This window comes from Stenotrophomonas sp. P5_A9 (assembly GCF_056400525.1).
The window spans coordinates 19368-36743 of sequence record NZ_JBFULC010000043.1 but is presented as its reverse complement, the minus strand read 5'-3'; the positions used below and the strand labels follow the sequence as shown (position 1 = coordinate 36743).

General features: G+C 67.5%; 14 protein-coding genes and 2 tRNA genes. 10 read left to right on the top strand and 6 right to left on the bottom strand.

Going from position 1 to position 17376, the window contains the following annotated elements; genetic code table 11:
- Positions 1 to 67: 67 nt before the first annotated feature.
- The 8 genes from AC1DR7_RS14190 to AC1DR7_RS14155 all read left to right on the top strand — a co-directional run bounded on the left by AC1DR7_RS14190 (position 68) and on the right by AC1DR7_RS14155 (position 8355).
- A complete protein-coding gene (locus tag AC1DR7_RS14190; RefSeq protein ID WP_256775629.1) occupies positions 68 to 1156 on the top strand; it encodes an acetylornithine deacetylase in 1089 nt (362 codons plus the stop codon).
- Between the two features lie 73 nt (positions 1157 to 1229).
- Complete coding sequence (locus tag AC1DR7_RS14185) at positions 1230 to 2555, top strand: acetylglutamate kinase (RefSeq protein WP_256775628.1); 1326 nt, start codon at positions 1230 to 1232, stop codon at positions 2553 to 2555.
- A 5-nt stretch (positions 2556 to 2560) separates the two neighbouring features.
- Positions 2561 to 3160: a GNAT family N-acetyltransferase gene (locus tag AC1DR7_RS14180; RefSeq protein WP_256775627.1), complete on the top strand. Its 600-nt coding sequence runs from the start codon at positions 2561 to 2563 to the stop codon at positions 3158 to 3160.
- The gene (gene argC / locus AC1DR7_RS14175; protein ID WP_478051820.1) at positions 3157 to 4110 is read left to right on the top strand and encodes an N-acetyl-gamma-glutamyl-phosphate reductase; all 954 of its coding nucleotides are present in this window, start codon (positions 3157 to 3159) and stop codon (positions 4108 to 4110) included. Before AC1DR7_RS14180 ends, argC begins: the two co-directional genes overlap by 4 nt.
- A gap of 74 nt (positions 4111 to 4184) precedes the next feature.
- Positions 4185 to 5480, top strand: coding sequence for an argininosuccinate lyase (argH, locus tag AC1DR7_RS14170; protein WP_457319658.1), 1296 nt, complete (start codon positions 4185 to 4187; stop codon positions 5478 to 5480).
- 72 nt (positions 5481 to 5552) lie between these two features.
- Positions 5553 to 5813, top strand: a complete 261-nt coding sequence (locus tag AC1DR7_RS14165) for a YciI family protein (RefSeq protein WP_256775624.1) — start codon at positions 5553 to 5555, stop codon at positions 5811 to 5813.
- A 13-nt stretch (positions 5814 to 5826) separates the two neighbouring features.
- Complete coding sequence (gene proB / locus AC1DR7_RS14160) at positions 5827 to 6975, top strand: glutamate 5-kinase (protein ID WP_478051821.1); 1149 nt, start codon at positions 5827 to 5829, stop codon at positions 6973 to 6975.
- A gap of 78 nt (positions 6976 to 7053) precedes the next feature.
- Positions 7054 to 8355, top strand: a complete 1302-nt coding sequence (locus AC1DR7_RS14155; RefSeq protein WP_478076524.1) for a glutamate-5-semialdehyde dehydrogenase — start codon at positions 7054 to 7056, stop codon at positions 8353 to 8355.
- A gap of 161 nt (positions 8356 to 8516) precedes the next feature.
- Here AC1DR7_RS14155 and AC1DR7_RS14150 read toward each other — a convergent pair whose 3' ends face one another.
- The 6 genes from AC1DR7_RS14150 to AC1DR7_RS14125 all read right to left on the bottom strand — a co-directional run bounded on the left by AC1DR7_RS14150 (position 8517) and on the right by AC1DR7_RS14125 (position 13395).
- Positions 8517 to 9734, bottom strand: coding sequence for a CynX/NimT family MFS transporter (locus tag AC1DR7_RS14150; protein ID WP_256775621.1), 1218 nt, complete (start codon positions 9732 to 9734; stop codon positions 8517 to 8519).
- A 390-nt stretch (positions 9735 to 10124) separates the two neighbouring features.
- A tRNA-Pro gene (locus AC1DR7_RS14145) sits at positions 10125 to 10201 on the bottom strand.
- A gap of 139 nt (positions 10202 to 10340) precedes the next feature.
- Positions 10341 to 10417: transfer RNA gene (locus AC1DR7_RS14140), tRNA-Pro, on the bottom strand.
- A gap of 62 nt (positions 10418 to 10479) precedes the next feature.
- Positions 10480 to 10587 (bottom strand): cytochrome bd-I oxidase subunit CydX, encoded by a 108-nt coding sequence (gene cydX, locus AC1DR7_RS14135; RefSeq protein WP_256775620.1) that lies wholly within the window; start codon positions 10585 to 10587, stop codon positions 10480 to 10482.
- 54 nt (positions 10588 to 10641) lie between these two features.
- Positions 10642 to 11796 carry a cytochrome d ubiquinol oxidase subunit II gene (cydB, locus tag AC1DR7_RS14130; protein WP_457318229.1) on the bottom strand — a complete coding sequence of 385 codons (1155 nt, stop codon included), beginning with the start codon at positions 11794 to 11796 and terminating at the stop codon, positions 10642 to 10644.
- Positions 11797 to 11811: 15 nt separating this feature from the next.
- Complete coding sequence (locus tag AC1DR7_RS14125) at positions 11812 to 13395, bottom strand: cytochrome ubiquinol oxidase subunit I (RefSeq protein ID WP_256775617.1); 1584 nt, start codon at positions 13393 to 13395, stop codon at positions 11812 to 11814.
- A gap of 228 nt (positions 13396 to 13623) precedes the next feature.
- Between AC1DR7_RS14125 and cydD the strand changes: the two genes are divergently transcribed.
- Both cydD and cydC read left to right on the top strand, forming a co-directional pair.
- Positions 13624 to 15357 (top strand): thiol reductant ABC exporter subunit CydD, encoded by a 1734-nt coding sequence (gene cydD, locus AC1DR7_RS14120; protein WP_457318227.1) that lies wholly within the window; start codon positions 13624 to 13626, stop codon positions 15355 to 15357.
- Positions 15354 to 17039, top strand: a complete 1686-nt coding sequence (gene cydC / locus AC1DR7_RS14115; RefSeq protein ID WP_478076523.1) for a thiol reductant ABC exporter subunit CydC — start codon at positions 15354 to 15356, stop codon at positions 17037 to 17039. The genes cydD and cydC overlap by 4 nt, the downstream gene beginning before the upstream one ends.
- The last annotated feature ends 337 nt before the right edge of the window (positions 17040 to 17376 follow it).

Sequence of the window (17376 nt, the reverse complement as noted above, 5' to 3'; positions counted from 1 at the left end):
CGGCCGGATCATTGCAGAGCCGGCCAGCGGCCGGCACTACCCCCCCCACTGATGGATTTCTACGCACATGCTTGAACAGACACTCGATCACCTGCAGCAGCTCGTGTCCTTCGACACGCGCAATCCGCCGCGTGCGATCACCACCGGCGGCATCTTCGATTACCTGCGCGCCCACCTGCCCGGGTTCAACGTGGAGGTGATCGACCATGGCGACGGTGCGGTCAGTCTGTATGCCGTGCGCGGGACGCCGAAGTACCTGTTCAACGTGCACCTGGATACCGTGCCGGACTCGCCGCATTGGAGCGCCGACCCGCACGTGATGCGGCGCGCGGAGGACCGGGTGATCGGCCTGGGCGTGTGCGACATCAAGGGGGCCGCCGCTGCATTGGTGGCCGCTGCCAATGCCAGCGAGGGCGATGCCGCGTTCCTGTTCTCCAGCGACGAGGAAGCCAACGATCCGCGCTGCATCGCTGCGTTCCTGGCGCGCGGCATTCCGTATGAGGCGGTGCTGGTGGCCGAGCCGACCATGAGCGAAGCGGTGCTCGCGCACCGTGGCATCAGCTCGGTGCTGATGCAGTTCAAGGGCCGGGCCGGGCATGCGTCGGGCAAGCAGGATGCGGCCGCCAGTGCGCTGCACCAGGCGATGCGCTGGGGCAACCGCGCGCTGGACCATGTGCAATCGCTGGCGCATGCGCGCTTTGGCGGGCTGACCGGCCTGCGCTTCAACATCGGGCGCGTGGAAGGCGGGATCAAGGCCAACATGATCGCCCCGGCGGCCGAGGTGCGGTTCGGTTTCCGTCCGCTGCCGTCGATGGACATCGACGCGCTGCTGGCCACCTTCGCCGGGTTTGCCGAGCCGGAGGCCGCGGTGTTCACCGAGACCTTCCGTGGCCCGAGCTTCCCGGCCGGTGACATCGCCGAGGCCGAGAACCGCCGCCTGGCCGCGCGTGACGTGGCCGATGCACTGGAAATCCCGATCGGCAACGCGGTGGACTTCTGGACCGAAGCCTCCTTGTTCTCCGCCGGGGGCTACACCACGCTGGTGTACGGCCCGGGCGACATCGCCCAGGCCCACACCGCCGATGAGTTCGTGACGCTGGAACAGCTGCAGCGTTACGCCGCGTCGGTGCACCGCATCATCGCCCAAGGCGCCTGACGCCATGATCCCGTCGTGGCCTGCCACTGACGGTTCCCCCATCGCGGCCCCGGCCGCCTGTGACGATACCGAAATGCCTTCTTCCCAGCCCCACCGCCAGACCCGTCAAACCATCGTGCGCCTGCTCTCCAGCATGGCCAGCGCGAAGGAGATCAGCCAGTACCTCAAGCGTTTTTCGCAGCTGGATGCCAAGCGCTTCGCCGTGGTCAAGGTCGGCGGCGCGGTGCTGCGCGATGATCTGGATGCGCTGACCTCGTCGCTGTCATTCCTGCAGGAAGTGGGGCTGACCCCGATCGTGCTGCACGGTGCCGGTCCGCAGCTGGACGCCGAGCTGTCGGCGGCGGGCATCGTCAAGCAAACCGTCAACGGCCTGCGCGTGACCTCGCCGGAAGGCCTGGCGATCGTGCGCCGGGTGTTCCAGGCGTCCAACCTGCAGCTGGTCGAAGCGCTGCAGCAGAACGGCGCGCGCGCCACCTCCATCACCGGCGGCGTGTTCGAGGCCGAGTACCTGGACCAGGCCACCTACGGCCTGGTCGGTGAAGTGAAGAAGGTCAACCTGGCCCCGATCGAAGCCAGCCTGCGTGCCGGCTCCATCCCGGTGATCACCAGCCTGGGCGAAACCCGCTGCGGGCAGATCCTCAACGTCAACGCCGACTTCGCCGCCAACGAGCTGGTGCAGGAACTGCAGCCGTACAAGATCATCTTCCTCACCGGTACCGGCGGCCTGCTCGACGAAGAAGGCAAGGTGATCGACTCGATCAACCTGTCCACCGAGTACGACCAGCTCATGCAGCAGCCGTGGATCCACGGCGGCATGCGGGTCAAGATCGAACAGATCAAGGACCTGCTCGATCGCCTGCCGCTGGAGTCCTCGGTGTCGATCACCCGCCCGGCGGATCTGGCCAAGGAACTGTTCACCCACAAGGGCTCGGGCACGCTGGTGCGCAAGGGCGAGAAGGTGCTGCGCGCCACCGCGTGGAGCGAACTTGACCTGCCGCGGCTGAAGCAGCTGATCGAATCCAGCTTCGGGCGTACGCTGGTGCCCGACTACTTCGACCGCACCAAACTGCTGCGCGCCTACGTCAGCGAGAACTACCGCGCCGCCGTGATCCTCACCGACGAAGCCGAAGGTGTGTACCTGGACAAGTTCGCGGTGCTCGATGACGCCCAGGGCGAAGGCCTTGGCCGGGCGGTGTGGAATGTCATGCTGGATGAAACCCCGCAGCTGTTCTGGCGTTCGCGCAACGGCAACCCGATCAACCACTTCTACTACGCCGAATCCGACGGGTGCTACAAGCAGGGCACCTGGAAGGTGTTCTGGTTCGGCGCCGATGGTTTCGAGCGGATCCGCACCTACGTTGAACACTGCGCAACCCGCACCCCGAGCCTGGAGGGCTGAACCCCATGAATCACGCCGATTGGACCAAGGTGCCCACACTTGCCGGCACGCACGCCCGGCTGGAGCCGCTGCAGATGGCGCACATCGACGGTCTGCGCGGCGCGCTGGGCGACGGTGCGCTGTCCCGGCTCTGGTACACCCAGGTGCCGAGCGCCAAAACCATGACCGCCTACGTGCAGGCTGCGCTGCAGGCGCAGGCCGAGGGCAAGGTATTGCCGTTCGCGGTCCTCAACGCTGCCGATGAAGTGGTCGGCACCACCCGTTATTACGGGATGGAAGAGGACGTGCCCCGGCTGAGCATCGGCTACACCTGGTATGGCGAGGCCGCCCAGCGCACCGGCGTCAACACCGAAACCAAGCTGATGCTGCTCACCCATGCCTTCGAGCGGCTGAACTGCCTGAGCGTGGTGTTCGAGACCAGCTGGTTCAATGTCGCCTCGCGCACGGCGATCGCGCGGTTGGGCGCAAAGCAGGACGGCGTGCTGCGCAACCACAAGCGCCACCCCGATGGCACCCCGCGCGACACCGTGATCTTCTCCATCATCGACGCGGAATGGCAGGGCGTGAAGCGCCACCTGCAGCACCGCCTGGACGCACACGCATGAGCACCACGACCTTCTCCGTCGGCATCGTCGGCGCCCGCGGCCACACCGGCGCCGAGCTGATCAAGCTGATCGCCGCGCACCCGAACCTGACGCTGGGCTTTGTATCCTCGCGTGAGCTTGCGGGCCAGCGCGTGGCCGACCACCACACCGACTGGCAGGGCGACCTGCAGTTCGAAAACCTGGACGCCGACGCGGTCGCGGCCAAGGGCGTGGACGCGGTGATCCTGGCATTGCCCAATGGCCTGTCCGCACCGTTCGTCACCGCGCTCGATGCGGCCAGGCCGGACACGGTGATCGTCGACCTGTCGGCCGACCACCGCTTCGAAGGCAGCTGGTACTACGGCCTGCCCGAACTGACCCGGGGCGATTACCTGGGTCAGAAGCACATCAGCAACCCGGGCTGCTATGCCACCGCGATGCAGCTGGCGATCAGCCCGCTGCTCAAGCAGCTGGCCGGCCCGCCCCAGTGCTTCGGCGTGTCCGGGTACTCCGGCGCCGGCACCACCGCATCGGACAAGAACAACCCCGAACTGCTGCGCGACAACCTGATGCCGTACGCGCTCACCAACCACGTGCACGAACGCGAAGTGACCGCGCACCTGCGCGTGCCGGTCGAGTTCATGCCGCACGTGGCGCCGCATTTCCGTGGCATCACCATGACCGTCAACCTGTGGTTGAACGAGACGGTCAAGCGCGAGGACGTGATCGCCCTGTACCAGGCGTACTACGCCCATGAGGCGCTCATCGAAGTGCTCGACGAAGCTCCGTGGGTCAGCCGCATCGCCGGCCGCCACGGCGTGCAGATCGGTGGCTTCGACGTGGCCCCGGGCGGCAAGCGCGTGGTGGTGGTTGCCACCCTGGACAACCTGCTCAAGGGGGCGGCCACCCAGGCCATGCAGAACCTCAACCTGGCGCTGGGCCTGGACGAATTGGCCTCGATCCCGCACTGAACCCTCTCCGCTGCGCACCCGACCACGGTGCGCGCGTACAACCCGGCGGAGCGATTCCGCCTACGGAGCAAGACATGGCAGACCTTCTGTGGCAGAAGCCCGGCGTGGCGGTGGACGCCAAGATCCAGACCTTCCTGGCGGGCGATGATGTGATCCTGGATCGCGCGTTCTTCCTGTATGACGTTGCCGCCAGCAAGGCGCACGCGCAGGGCCTGCAGCACATCGGCATCCTCTCCACCGATGAACTGGATGGCCTGCAGCGCGAGCTGGACGTGTTGGCCGAGGACTTCCGCAGCGGCACGTTCGTGCTCGACGAGCGTTTCGAGGACTGCCACTCGGCGATCGAAGCCCGCCTGACCGAGCGCCTCGGCGATGCCGGCCGTAAGATCCACACCGGCCGCAGCCGCAACGACCAGATCCTGGTCGCCACCCGGTTGTGGCTGAAGGACAAGCTGCAGCAGGTGGCCGGCCTGAGCCGCGAGATCGCCAAGGTCGCGCTCGACCGTGCCGAGGCCGAGAAAGACCTGCCGGTGCCCGGCTACACGCACATCCAGCGCGCCGTGGTGTCCTCGGCGGGCATGTGGTGGGCCGGCTGGGCCGAGGCCTTCATCGACAACGCCATCCGCGCGCACGATACCTTCAACCTCATCGATGCCAATCCGCTCGGCACCGCCGCCGGTTACGGCGTGAACCTGCCGCTGGATCGCGCGCACACCACCGAGGCACTCGGTTTTGCGCGCATGCAGATCTCGCCGATCTATGCGCAGCTCTCGCGCGGCAAGTTCGAGCTGGCCGCGCTGGAAGCACTCGGTGGGGCCACCCTGGACCTGCGCCGCATCGCGTGGGATCTGTCGCTGTTCACCAGTGGTGAGTTCGGTTTCGTGGCGCTGCCGGCGCAATACACCACCGGCAGTTCGATCATGCCCAACAAGCGCAACCCGGACGTGATCGAACTGATGCGCGCCACCCACGCCAGCGTGGCCGCCGCGCGCACCGAGATCGAGCAGCTGCTGTCGCTGCCGTCCGGGTACCACCGCGATCTGCAGAGCAGCAAGGGCGCGATCTTCCACGGCTTCGGCCGCGGCCTGGCCGCGCTGGAACTGCTGCCGGCGCTGCTGGCCAACCTGGAATGGCGTGACGACAAGCTGCGTGCAGCGATCGACTCGGGCATGTACGCCACCGATGTGGCCGTGGAAGCGGCCGTGGCCGGTGTGCCGTTCCGTGAGGCCTACAAAGCGGCTGCAGCGGCAGCGGACACGGCCGGACAGGGGCGCACGCCCGAAGGCAGCCTGGCCGCGCGCGTGTCGCCCGGTGCGGCCGCCGACCTGCGGCTGGACGAGCTGGGCGCCCGCTGGGCCGCACTGGTGTAATCACGACGGCGACCGCGAGGTCGCCGTTTCTTCATCGACGTGCCGGGCGTTGCCCGGCGAAAAGGAAGCCCCATGAAAACCTGTTACCTGGTCCTGGTGAAGCGCACTCCGGCCTTCAGCGATGATGTCGGTGCCGAACACGTTCGTTTCCTCGATGAGCTGCGCGCCCGCGGACAGCTGCTGCTGACCGGCGGCTTCAGCGACAAGAGCGGCGGTGCCTACGTGCTGCAGGACGTGCCCGATCTGGCCGCCGCGCAGGCGCTGGTGGACACCGACCCGCTGCTGGTGCGCGGCAGCGCCACCGCCAGCATCCACGAATGGAACACCCGCTGAGGCCTGCCCACCGATGACCCCGACCGTGCAATCGCCGTTTCCCGAACAGGCCGTGCCGCAGTGGAAGCGTGCCGTGCTCAAGGTGGGCAGCAGTCTGCTGGCCGCCGATGGCGGCGGTCTGTCGCCGCGCCACGCGCTGGGACTGGCGCAGTTCGTGTCGGCCAATGTACTGGCCGGGCGCGAGGTGGTGATCGTCTCCTCCGGCGCAGTCGCCGCGGGACGCGCGATCGTGCCGCGTGCGCTGGAAGCCGGCGCGGCGATGGCTGCCCGCCAGGCGCTGGCCGCGCTGGGCCAGGCGCAGTTGATCGGGCTGTGGCAGCGCTTCTTCGAGCGTCCGGTGGCGCAGGTGCTGCTCACCCACGACGACCTGCGCAACCGTCGCCGCTACCTCAATGCGCGCGCCACCCTCAACGAACTGCTGCGCCTCGGCGCGCTGCCGGTGGTGAATGAGAATGACACCGTGTCGGTGGATGAGCTCAAGCTCGGCGACAACGACAACCTTGCCGCGACCGTGGCGGCGTTGATCGATGCGGACGTGCTGTTCATCGCCACCGATATCGATGGCCTGTACAGCAACGACCCGCGCCGCGACCCGCAGGCGCGCCCGATCCATGACGTGCCCCAACTCACCGGCGAGGTGCTGGCGATGGCCGGTGGCGCCGGCAGCGGGGCCGGTACCGGCGGTATGCACACCAAGCTGGAGGCCGCGGCCAAGGCCGGCCGCGTCGGTATCGACACCTGCCTGTTCAACGGCCGCGACAGCGACGTGGTGCGGGCGCTGGCGCAGGGGCGCCTGTTCGGCACCCGCATCCATGCCGCGCAGACCCGCGTGGCCGCGCGCAAGTACTGGTTGCGGCATGCACCCCTTGAACCCGGCGCGATCCTGGTTGACGACGGCGCCGCCGACGCGCTGCGCGACAAGGGCGCCTCGTTGCTGCCCGGGGGCGTGCGCGGCGCTGAGGGTGACTTCCGTCGTGGCGACATGGTCGAAGTGCGCCTGCGCGATGCCGGTGGCGAGGTGCGGTTGGCGCGCGGCGTGAGCCAGTATTCGGCCAGTGACATCCGCCGCATTGCCGGCCGCCATTCGCGCGATATCGAAGGCGTGCTCGGCTACAACTACGGTGGCAATGTGATCCATCGCGACGATCTGGTGCTGCTGTAAAGCGTAAAAACATCCACGGTAGAGCCACGCCATGCGTGGCTGCGCAGCCGGGCCCCGTTCGACATCCCGCAGCCACGCATGGCGTGGCTCTACCCTGCATCTTCAGAGGACATTGAGATGGTCGCCAGTTCCCCCTCCGACATCCGCGCCCAGGCGCTGGCCTGCCGCAACGCGGCCCAACACCTCGCGCAGCTGTCCTCCACTGCCAAGACGGCGCTGCTGGAGGCGATGGCTGCGGCACTGGAGGCCGATACCGGTGCAATTCTCGCCGCCAATACGCGCGATCTCGAGGCGGCGCGTGAAAAGGGCACCGGCACTGCGATGCTCGATCGCCTGGCGCTCAATCCGCAACGCCTGGCCGGCATCGCTGCCGCGCTGCGCGAGGTCGCCGCGCTGCCCGATCCGGTCGGCAGGGTCACCCGCGATGACGTACGCCCCAACGGTATCCGCGTGCAGAAGGTGCGCGTGCCACTGGGCGTGATCGCGATGATCTACGAGGCGCGCCCGAACGTGACTGCCGATGCGGCCGCGCTGTGCATCAAGGCGGGCAACGGGGTGATCCTGCGCGGCGGCTCGGAGGCGATCCATTCCAACACCGCGATCGCCAGCGCGCTCAAGCGTGCGTTGCGCGAGGCCGGCGTGGCCGATGCCGCCCTGACCCTGGTCGAAGACCTGCGCCGCGAAACCATGCTGGCCCTGCTGCAGCTCAACGACGTGATCGATCTGGCGATCCCACGCGGCGGCGAAGGCCTGATCCGCTTCGTGGCCGAACATGCGCGCGTACCGGTGATCAAGCACTACAAGGGCGTGTGCYATCTGTACGTGGACTGTGCGGCCGATGTGGAGCGTGCGCTGGCGCTGCTGCTGGACGGCAAGTGCAGCCGGCCGTCGGCCTGCAATTCGCTGGAGACGTTGCTGGTGCACGCCGATATCGCCGCGACCTTCCTGCCATTGGCCGATGAAGCGCTGCGCGCGCGTGGCGTGGCGATACGTGCCGACGCGCGCGCGCGGCATTGGCTGACCGATGCCGCGCTGGCCACCGATGACGATTACGCCGCCGAGTACCTGGACCTGATCATCGCCGTAGGCGTGGTCGACGACCTCGAGCAGGCGCTGGCGCATATCCAGCAGTACAGCTCGGACCACACCGAAGTGATCGTCACCGAAGACCCCGTCGCCGCCGAACGCTTCGTGCACGCGCTGCGCTCGGCGGTGGTGATGGTCAACGCGTCCTCGCGCTTCTCCGACGGCGGCGAACTCGGCCTGGGTGCGGAGATCGGCATTTCCACCACCCGCCTGCACGCCTACGGCCCGATGGGCCTGGAAGCCCTGACGGTGGAACGTTTCGTGGTGCGCGGGGAAGGCCAGACCCGAACGTGAGCAGCGCACCCCGGTGGCGGCGGCTCGTCATCGCAGATAGGCGCAACAGGTAGTGCCGGCCGCTGGCCGGCTCCTCCACATCCCACCGAAAGGCAGCCGTCCAGCGGCCGTAGCCGACCCAAAGAGCAGCCGGCCAGCGGCCGGCACTACCGGTGMTCAGATCACCACTGGTCTTCCAGCTTCTGCGGCTTGCACGCCACCCACGAGGCGGTCAGCAGGATCACGGCGCAGACCACCAGGAACCCGAACGGCAGATACCACGCGCCGCTGATTTCATGGAGCCAGCCGAACAGGAACGGTCCCAGGCAGCTGAAGGCGTAACCGACGCCCTGCATGAACCCGGACAACGCCGCCGAGCCGGCCGGGGTGCGGGTACGCAGGTTGATCAGCGTCAGTGCGAGCGGGAACGTGGACGGCCCGATGCCCAGCAGGATCGCCCACAGCCACGGTGCCTTCATCGGCGCGAACAGCAGCCCGGCGAACGCGATCAGGAACGCGGAAAAACCGATCAGCACCAGCGGGAAGGGATTGCGCAGGCGCACTGCCAGCGCGGGCATGGTCAGCGACGGCAGCAGGCCGCACGCGGCGAAGATGGCGACCATGATCCCGCCGAACCCCGGCGTGGCACCGGCTTCCACCACGATGCGCGGCAACCAGGTGAACATCGAGTAGGTCATCAGCGAGGTCATGCCGAACATCAACGTCATGCCCCAGCCCAGCGGCGTGCGCCAGACCTTGCCGTGCGGCTGCGCAGCCGGATCGGCGGCGGAGTCCAGCGGGTCCGGATGCGGGCGGCGGCGGGCCAGCATCATCCACGGCAGCGCGGCAGCCAGGGCAAGGATCGACCAGATGCCGAGCGAGACGCGCCAGCCGGCGCTTTCGGCCAGCGGCACGGCGAGCAGGGCGGGCATCATCGTGCCGATCTGCAGCACGGTGATGTACAGCGTGCTGACGGTGCCGACGCGGTTGGCGAAGTAGCGCTTCACCAGCGGCGGCACCACCACGTTGCCGATGCCCATGCCGGCCAGCGCCACGATCGAGCCGAACAGCAGACTGCCGATACCGCCCGCCATCGAGCGCAGCAGCAGGCCGACCGTAGCCAGGCCCATGGCGAGCAGGGCGGTGCGTTCCAGGCCGATGCGGCGGGCGACCATGGGCGTGGTGACGCCGAACAGCGCGAACGAGGCGGTGGGCAGCATGCCGAGCACGCCGGTCATGGTGGTCCCAAAGCCAAAGGTCTGGCCGAGGAGATCCAGCAGCGGGGTCACCGAGGTGACCGCGGTACGCAGGTTCAGCGCAGCCAGCAGAATGGCGGCAAAGGCCAGGACGCGTCCGTGCAGGAGCGGCGATGCGTGGGGGGCGGCTTGGGTCATGGACATGGATCTCTTGCAGGTGGCGCAACACCGTGGGGCGGATGTGCGGAAACGCCGCTCCCGGCCAGTGGCGGAAGGCGGCGTGGATTCAAGGGCAGGGATGGGGCAGGCCGCGCGCATCCCGAAGGCGGGCATTGTACCCGCGCGGTCTGTCCGGGCGATGAAACGCGGTCACACCTGGCAGGGCCGGGATCGTGGACATGCGGACACGCGGTAAATCCGTCCATGCGGGCTCGTTGAACGCCTCACCGCTCCATGACGGTAGAGCCGAGCCACGCTCGGCTGCTCTCCGCCCGGCAAACGCACGGGCTGCCATAACCGCGGGGGCACGCAGAACGACACATACAAAAAAGCCCGGAGGACGTGAGTCTTCCAGGCTTCAATGTGACCAGTAATTGGTCGGGGAGACAGGATTCGAACCTGCGACCTCTACGTCCCGAACGTAGCGCTCTACCAGACTGAGCTACACCCCGTAAGGAGCCGCCTATTGTAGCCATCCCCGCATTCGGCGGCAAGGGGGATGTTGTATTCACCTTCGGTGCCGTGTTGCCACGGCCCTTTGACACGAACGCCTGGAAATGACGCCTCCAGGCTTCAATGCGACCACCGAAGTGGTCGGGGAGACAGGATTCGAACCTGCGACCTCTACGTCCCGAACGTAGCGCTCTACCAGACTGAGCTACACCCCGAAGGAGCCGACAAGGATACGGTGTGAAGACCGGGCCGGCAACCTTTTTTTACGCTTGCAGCGTCATGCGTTGTCGATGCGGCCGGTCTCGCGGGCTTCAAACCACATGCCGTTGAGGATGGCCACCACCGAGGCAAGGCCGGCGCCGAGGATCCAGGCGAAATACCACATGGTCAATCTCCTATGTACGGGGTAGGTGCCGACGCAGGGCCGGCACACGGGGCATCAATACGCGTTGGGGTTGTTGCCCATTTCCTCGGCGGTCGTCTTGCCCTTCATCACCCGGTAGACCCAGGTCGTGTAGGCCAGGATGATCGGCAGGAAGATGGCCGTGGCCAGCAGCATGATCCACAGCGTGAGATGGCTGGACGAGCTGTCCCAGACGGTCAGGCTGGAGATGGGCTGGCTGGAGGAGGGCAGCAGGAACGGGAAGATCGCAAAGCCGACGGTGAGGATGATGGCGGCGATGGAGGCACCCGAGGCGATGAACGCCAGGCCGCCGCGACGGGCCCGCAGCAGTACCGCACTGGCCAGTGCACCCAGCAGGCCGACGAGCGGGAACACCAGGGTCGCCGGCATGGTGCTGTAGTTGCGCAGCCAGCCCCCGGCGACGGTGCCCAGTTCGGCGGTCTTCAACAGCGGGTTGGTCGGGCCATCGGTGACCACCTGCGAGGTGATCTGATAGCCCGGCAGACCGAAGGCGACCCAGACGCCGGCAGCGGCGAACAGCACGAAGCTGATCAGCGCGGCGACGCTGCCATAGCGGGCCGAACGTTCGGCCACCGGGCCGTCGGTCTTGAGCACCAGCATGGCCGCACCGTGCGACACCAGCATGGCCACGCTGACCAGCCCGGCGACCAGTGCGAACGGATTGAGCAGGCCGAAGAACGAGCCGGTGTAGAAGATGCGCATGCTGTCATCGAAGTGGAACGGCACGCCGACCAGCACGTTGCCCACCGCCACGCCGGCGATCAGGCCCGGCAGCAGGCCACCGACGAACAGCACCCGGTCCCAGTTGTCGCGCCAGCGCTTGCTGGGCATCTTGCTGCGGTACTTGAAGCCGACCGGGCGCAGGATCAGCCCGAACAGCATCACAAACACTGCCAGGTAGAACCCGGAGAAGCTGACCGCATACAGCGGCGGCCATGCGGCGAAGATCGCGCCGCCGCCGAGCACCAGCCAAACCTGGTTGCCTTCCCATACCGGGCCGACGGTGTTGATCACCAACCGGCGTTCGTCATCGGTGCGGGCCACGAAGGGCAGCAGCGTGCCCACCCCGAGGTCGAAACCGTCCATGACTGCCCAGCCGACCAGCAGGATGCCGAGCAGCAGCCACCAGATCACGCGGAGCGTGGTGTAATCAAGTGCAATGAAGTCCATCTGGATTCTCCTGCCTCAGGCCTGGCCGGGGGCGGCAACAACGGGGGAAACGGGGCGGATGTCAGCCTGCAGCGAGGGCAGGATGTCGTCCGGACCCTTGCGGATCGCCTTGAGCATCAGCTTGACCTCGATCACCAGCAGCACCGTGTACAGCGCGGTGAACACCGCCAGCGTGGTCAGGATCTCGTGCAGTGCCAGGCCCGACGCTGCATAGAAGGTGGGCAGCACGCCATCCACCGCCCACGGCTGGCGGCCGTACTCGGCCACGAACCAGCCGCATTCGATCGCAATCCACGGTGCCGGCAGCGACCACACGGCCAGCTTCAGGAACCAACGCTTGTCCTGGAAGCTGTTGCGGCAGGAGAAGTAGAAGGCCACCGCGAAGAACGCGATCAGGTAGAAGCCCAGGCCCGCCATGATGCGGAAGGTCCAGAACAGCGGGGCAACGCGCGGCACGGTATCCATCGCGGCCTTGGAGATTTCCTCCGGGGTGGCGTTGAGGATGTCCTCGCGGTAACGCTTGAGCAGCAGGCCATGGCCCAGGTCCTGCCAGTGGCGGTCGAACATCTCGCGCGCTTCAAGATCGTTCTTGTCCTTGCGCACGCGCTCCAGCGCACCGTAGGCCAGCTGGCCACCGCGGATGCGGTTCTCCGCACGACCCACCAGTTCCAGGATGCCGGGAATCGGCTGGTCCAGCGAACGGGTGGCGATCAGCCCCATCAGGTACGGGATCTTGATCGCGTAGTCGTTGGTGTGGGTGGTCTGGTTGGGAATGCCGAAGGCGGTGAAATCAGCCGGGGCACGCTCGGTTTCCCACATCGCCTCGATCGCGGCCAGCTTCATCTTCTGATGTTCGCTGGCGGCGTAACCGCTCTCGTCGCCCAGCACCACCACCGACAGCGACGACAGCAGGCCGAACGCCGCAGCCACCGCGAACGAGCGGCGGGCCATGTCCCGGTGCTTGTTGCGCAGCAGGTACAACGCGCTGATGGACATGACGAAGATCGCGCCGGTCACGTAGCCGGCACTGACGGTATGCACGAACTTGGCCTGCGCTACCGGGTTGAACAGCACCGCGGCGAAGTCCACCACTTCCATGCGCATCGTTTCCGGGTTGAATACCGCACCGGTCGGGTTCTGCATCCAGCCGTTGGCGATCAGGATCCACACCGCCGACAGGTTGGTGCCCAGTGCCATCAGCCAGGTCACGGCCAGATGCTTCACCGGGGTCAGGCGCTTCCAGCCGAAGAAGAACAGACCGATGAAGGTCGCTTCCAGGAAGAACGCCATCAGGCCTTCAATGGCCAGCGGTGCGCCGAAGATGTCGCCGACGTAGTGGCTGTAATACGACCAGTTCATGCCGAACTGGAATTCCATCACCAGGCCGGTGGCCACGCCGATGGCGAAGTTGATGCCGAACAGCGTGCCCCAGAACAGGGTCATCTGCCGCCAGACCTGTTTACGGGTCATGACGTACACGCTCTCCATGATGGCCACCAGGAAGGACAGGCCAAGCGTGAGCGGTACGAAAAGGAAGTGGTACATCGCGGTCAGAGCGAATTGCAGCCGCGACAGTTCTACGACTGTCGAATCAATCATGGCCTGGCTACCTCGTTGGGTTTTGCCGTTTCAGGTGGCGGGAAGGGGGTCTACGGGATGAATTCTGTGACCTGCAACTTCAAACAGCCTTGATTCAGATCAATGTACAAACCCGGCGGCGAAGGAATCGTATGCCCCCGGGCACGCTGCGACCGCTTGCCGCACGGGTGCCATGCCGGCACCCACTACAATCGACTGGAACTTCCCTGTGTCCCCCTGTGATCCCACGTGAGCATACGCCCCGAAGCCACTGCTGTTGAGACCACCGCCCTGCGTCGGCAGCGCCTGCTGTGGCTGGGCAGCCTCGGCGCGGCCGCGCGCGGGCGCCAGCGCTGGGCGGCGGCGTGCATCTGCGTATCCGGGGCGTTGCTGATCGGCCAGGCCGCCGCCATCGCCTGGCTGATCCAGGCGATTCTGGTCGAACACCGGCCACTGGCCAGCGCCACCCCGGTGCTGGTAGGTCTGCTGGGGGTGTTGACGGTGCGCGCGCTGCTGGCCAGCGCCACCCAGGCTGCCGCGGGCGACGTCGCCGATGCCGCCCGGCTGGCCCTGCGTGAACGGGTGTATCGGCGGCTGCTGGCGCGGGGCCCACTGTGGTTGCGGCAGCAGCGCACGGGCGAGCTGGGTGAGCTGATGCTGACCCATGCCGATGCGATCGAGAATTATTACGGCGGCTACCAGCCGGTGCGGATCGAGGTGGTGGTGGTGCCGCTGCTGATACTGCTGGCCGTGGCCTGGACCGACTGGGTAGTGGCGTTGATCCTGCTGTTCACCGCGCCATTGGTGCCGTTCTTCATGATGCTGGTCGGGTGGGGCGCCGAAGCGGCCGGACGCGCGCAGCTGGGCGAGCTGGCGCGGATGAGCGGGCACTTCGCCGACCGCATCAAGGGCCTGGGCCTGCTGCGCCTGTACGGCCGTGGTGAGGCCGAGCTGGACGGCGTGGCTGCCGCGGCCGAAGGCGTGCGCGAGCGCACCATGAAAGTGCTGCGGATCGCGTTTCTGTCCTCGACCGTGCTGGAATTTTTCGCCTCGGTGAGCGTGGCGATGGTCGCGCTGTACCTGGGCCTGAGCTACCTGGGCCTGATGTCGTTGCATGCGCAGGTGCCCACGCTGGGCGTGGGCATGTTCTGCCTGCTGCTGGCGCCGGAGTTCTACGCACCGCTACGGCGCCTGGCCGCGCATTACCACGATCGCGCCAATGCACTGGCCGCTGCTGCCGAGGTGGAACGCCTGCTCGGCGAACTCCCGCCAGCCACCGATGCCGGCGATGCGCGGGCCGCCGTGCCGCGCGCGCCGGAGCTGCTGGAGCAGCACGCGCCACCGGTGGTGGTGCGCGACCTGGTGCTGCGCCCCGTGGGGGCGCAGCACGATGTGATCCAGCAGCTGTCGTTCCAGATCCAGGCCGGCCAGCGCCTGGCGCTGGTCGGCCCCAGCGGCAGCGGCAAGAGCACGCTGCTCGAAGCACTGGCCGGCTGGCTGCCACCGCAGTCGGGCAGCATCGTGCTGCGTCCTGGCATGGACGTCGGCTATGCAGGACAGCGCCCGTACCTGTTCCACGGCAGCATCGCCGACAACCTGCGCCTGGCCGACCCCGGCGCCACCGATGCGCACCTGCGCGCGGTAGCGGAGGCTGCGCAGGTGATGCGCTTTGCCGCCGGCTTGCCCAAGGGGCTGGACACGGTGATCGGTGAGCGCGGCTTTGGTCTGTCCGGTGGCGAAGCGCGCCGCATCGGGCTGGCCCGGCTGCTGTTGCGCGACCCGCACCTGCTGCTGCTCGACGAGCCGACGGCCTTCCTCGATGCCGACACCGAAGCCGACCTGCTGCGTACCCTGGCCGCGTTCGCGCGTGGTCGCTGCGTGGTGATCGCCACCCATAGCGAGGTGGCGATGCGCTGGGCCGATACGCGGCTCACCCTGAGCGCCACCGGTACGTCGGTGACCACCACGGAGACCTCGGCATGAGCACGCAACGTCCCCCGCGCGCCGCTGCCGATTCGCTGCGTTCGGTGTTCACCCGCCAKCGCGGCCGCCTGCTGCTGACCGTGCTGCTGCTGTGGACCACGATGCTGGCCGGCACCGCGCTGCTCGGTCTGTCCGGTGGCTTCCTCACGGCGGCCGCGCTGGCCGGCGCGGCCGGGCTGGGCAGCGGCTTCAACTTCTTCTCGCCGTCGGCGGGCATCCGTGGCCTGACCATGGCGCGCATCGCGTCGCGCTATTTCGAAAAACTGGTCGGCCACGATGTCACCCTGCGCATCGCGCGCGATCTGCGCGTGTGGTTCTTCCGTCGCGCGCTGCCGTTGGCACCGGCGCGGTTGGCCGGCGTGCGCACCGGCGAGCTGCTGGCCCGGTTGATGTCGGACATCGGCGAAGTCGACGGTCTGCTGGTGCGTGCGATCGGGCCATTGCTGGCACTCGGTGGGATATCGCTGGTGGGCGTGGTTTCGGCAGCCCTCATCCATCCGCCGGCCGCGCTGCTGCTGGGCGCGCTGGCGTTGCTGATCGGTGTCGGCGTGCCGTGGCTCACCGTGCGCGGTGCCGGTGAGCAGGAGCGCGACCGCGCGCTGCACCGCGCGCAGCTGCGTGCGCAGTCCTTCGAAGGCCTGGAAGGTGCAGCCGACCTGACTGCGCTGCAGGCGCGCGAGCACTGGAACCTGCGCGTGTTGGTGGCGGCCAAGCAGCTGAAATCGCGCGACCGGCGTCGGCGCTGGCGGTTGATCGGCGGCAATGCGCTGCATGGCCTGTGTGCCGCTGTCGGGCTGGTGGCAATGCTTTGGCTGGCGTTGCATGGCGTTGAAACCGGCGCCATCGATGCAGCGCTCGCGGCCGGGCTGGTGTTCCTCACCGTGGCCCTGCTGGAGCTGTGGGCGGGCATTGGCCTGGCCTGGCAGTCGTGGTTGTCCGGGCGCGTGGCGGCCGGGCGCCTGGAGCAGATCGTGGAGCAGGCGCCGGGCGTGACCGAGCCGCTCGACCCGGTGGCGATGCCTGCACAAGCGGCCACGGTGAGCTTCGAGCACGTCGTCTTCCGTTGGCCGGACCAGGCGCGCGTGCTGCTGGACGGCGTGCAACTCCAGCTGCGCCCGGGCGAGCGCATCGCCATCGGTGGCGACAGTGGCAGCGGCAAGACCACGCTGTCCTCGCTGCTGCTGCGGCTGTGGGACCCGGAAGCGGGCTATGTGCGTTACGGCGGCATCGATATCCGCCAGTTCCGTCAGGCCGACTGGCACCGGCAGATCGCCTGGTTGCCGCAGAACGCGCCGGTGTTTGCCGGCAGCATTGCCGACAACCTGCGCCTGGGCGATCCGCAGGCCAGTGATGCACGCCTGTGGCAGGTGCTGGCCGATGTGCGGCTGCTCGGCTGGGCCGAGCAGCTTGGAGGCCTACAGGCGTGGGTCGGCGAGAACGGCGCCACGATGTCGGCGGGACAGGCGCGCCGGCTGGCACTGGCGCGCGCATTCCTGCGGGAGTCGCCGATCCTGCTGCTGGACGAGCCTACCGAAGGCCTGGATGTGGATACCGCGCATGCATTGCTGCATGACATGGTGGCTGCACTGGGTCATCGGAGTCTGCTGATGATCACCCACGATGAATTGCCTGAGGGCATCGTGCACCGGAGTTATCGCTTGCACGGGGGGCAGTTGCGGTAGGGGGGCCGAAAAGCAGGTCTTGACGCTTGCTGGCATGACGGACAGTCGATTGCAGGACGGATTGCCGACCCTGCAGCGGCCGCCTGGATTCGCCGGCAATGGCCCCGCCATGGAGCAATGTATGGCTCCGCAGTCGGGCGTGTTCTTGGCAGGCGATCCAGGTATGCCGTGTACGACATTGCCAGGGCCCGTTGAACAGCGCCGCGAACTCGATCTCGCGCGCGCATGAAGCGAACGCATCGCACCGCTCCCCGGGTTACCGCCAGCCCGCTGCAACAGCGCACACACCTGCACGGTTCCTGGGCGACAGAGCCGTCGCCCAGGAAAAACTCCCCGC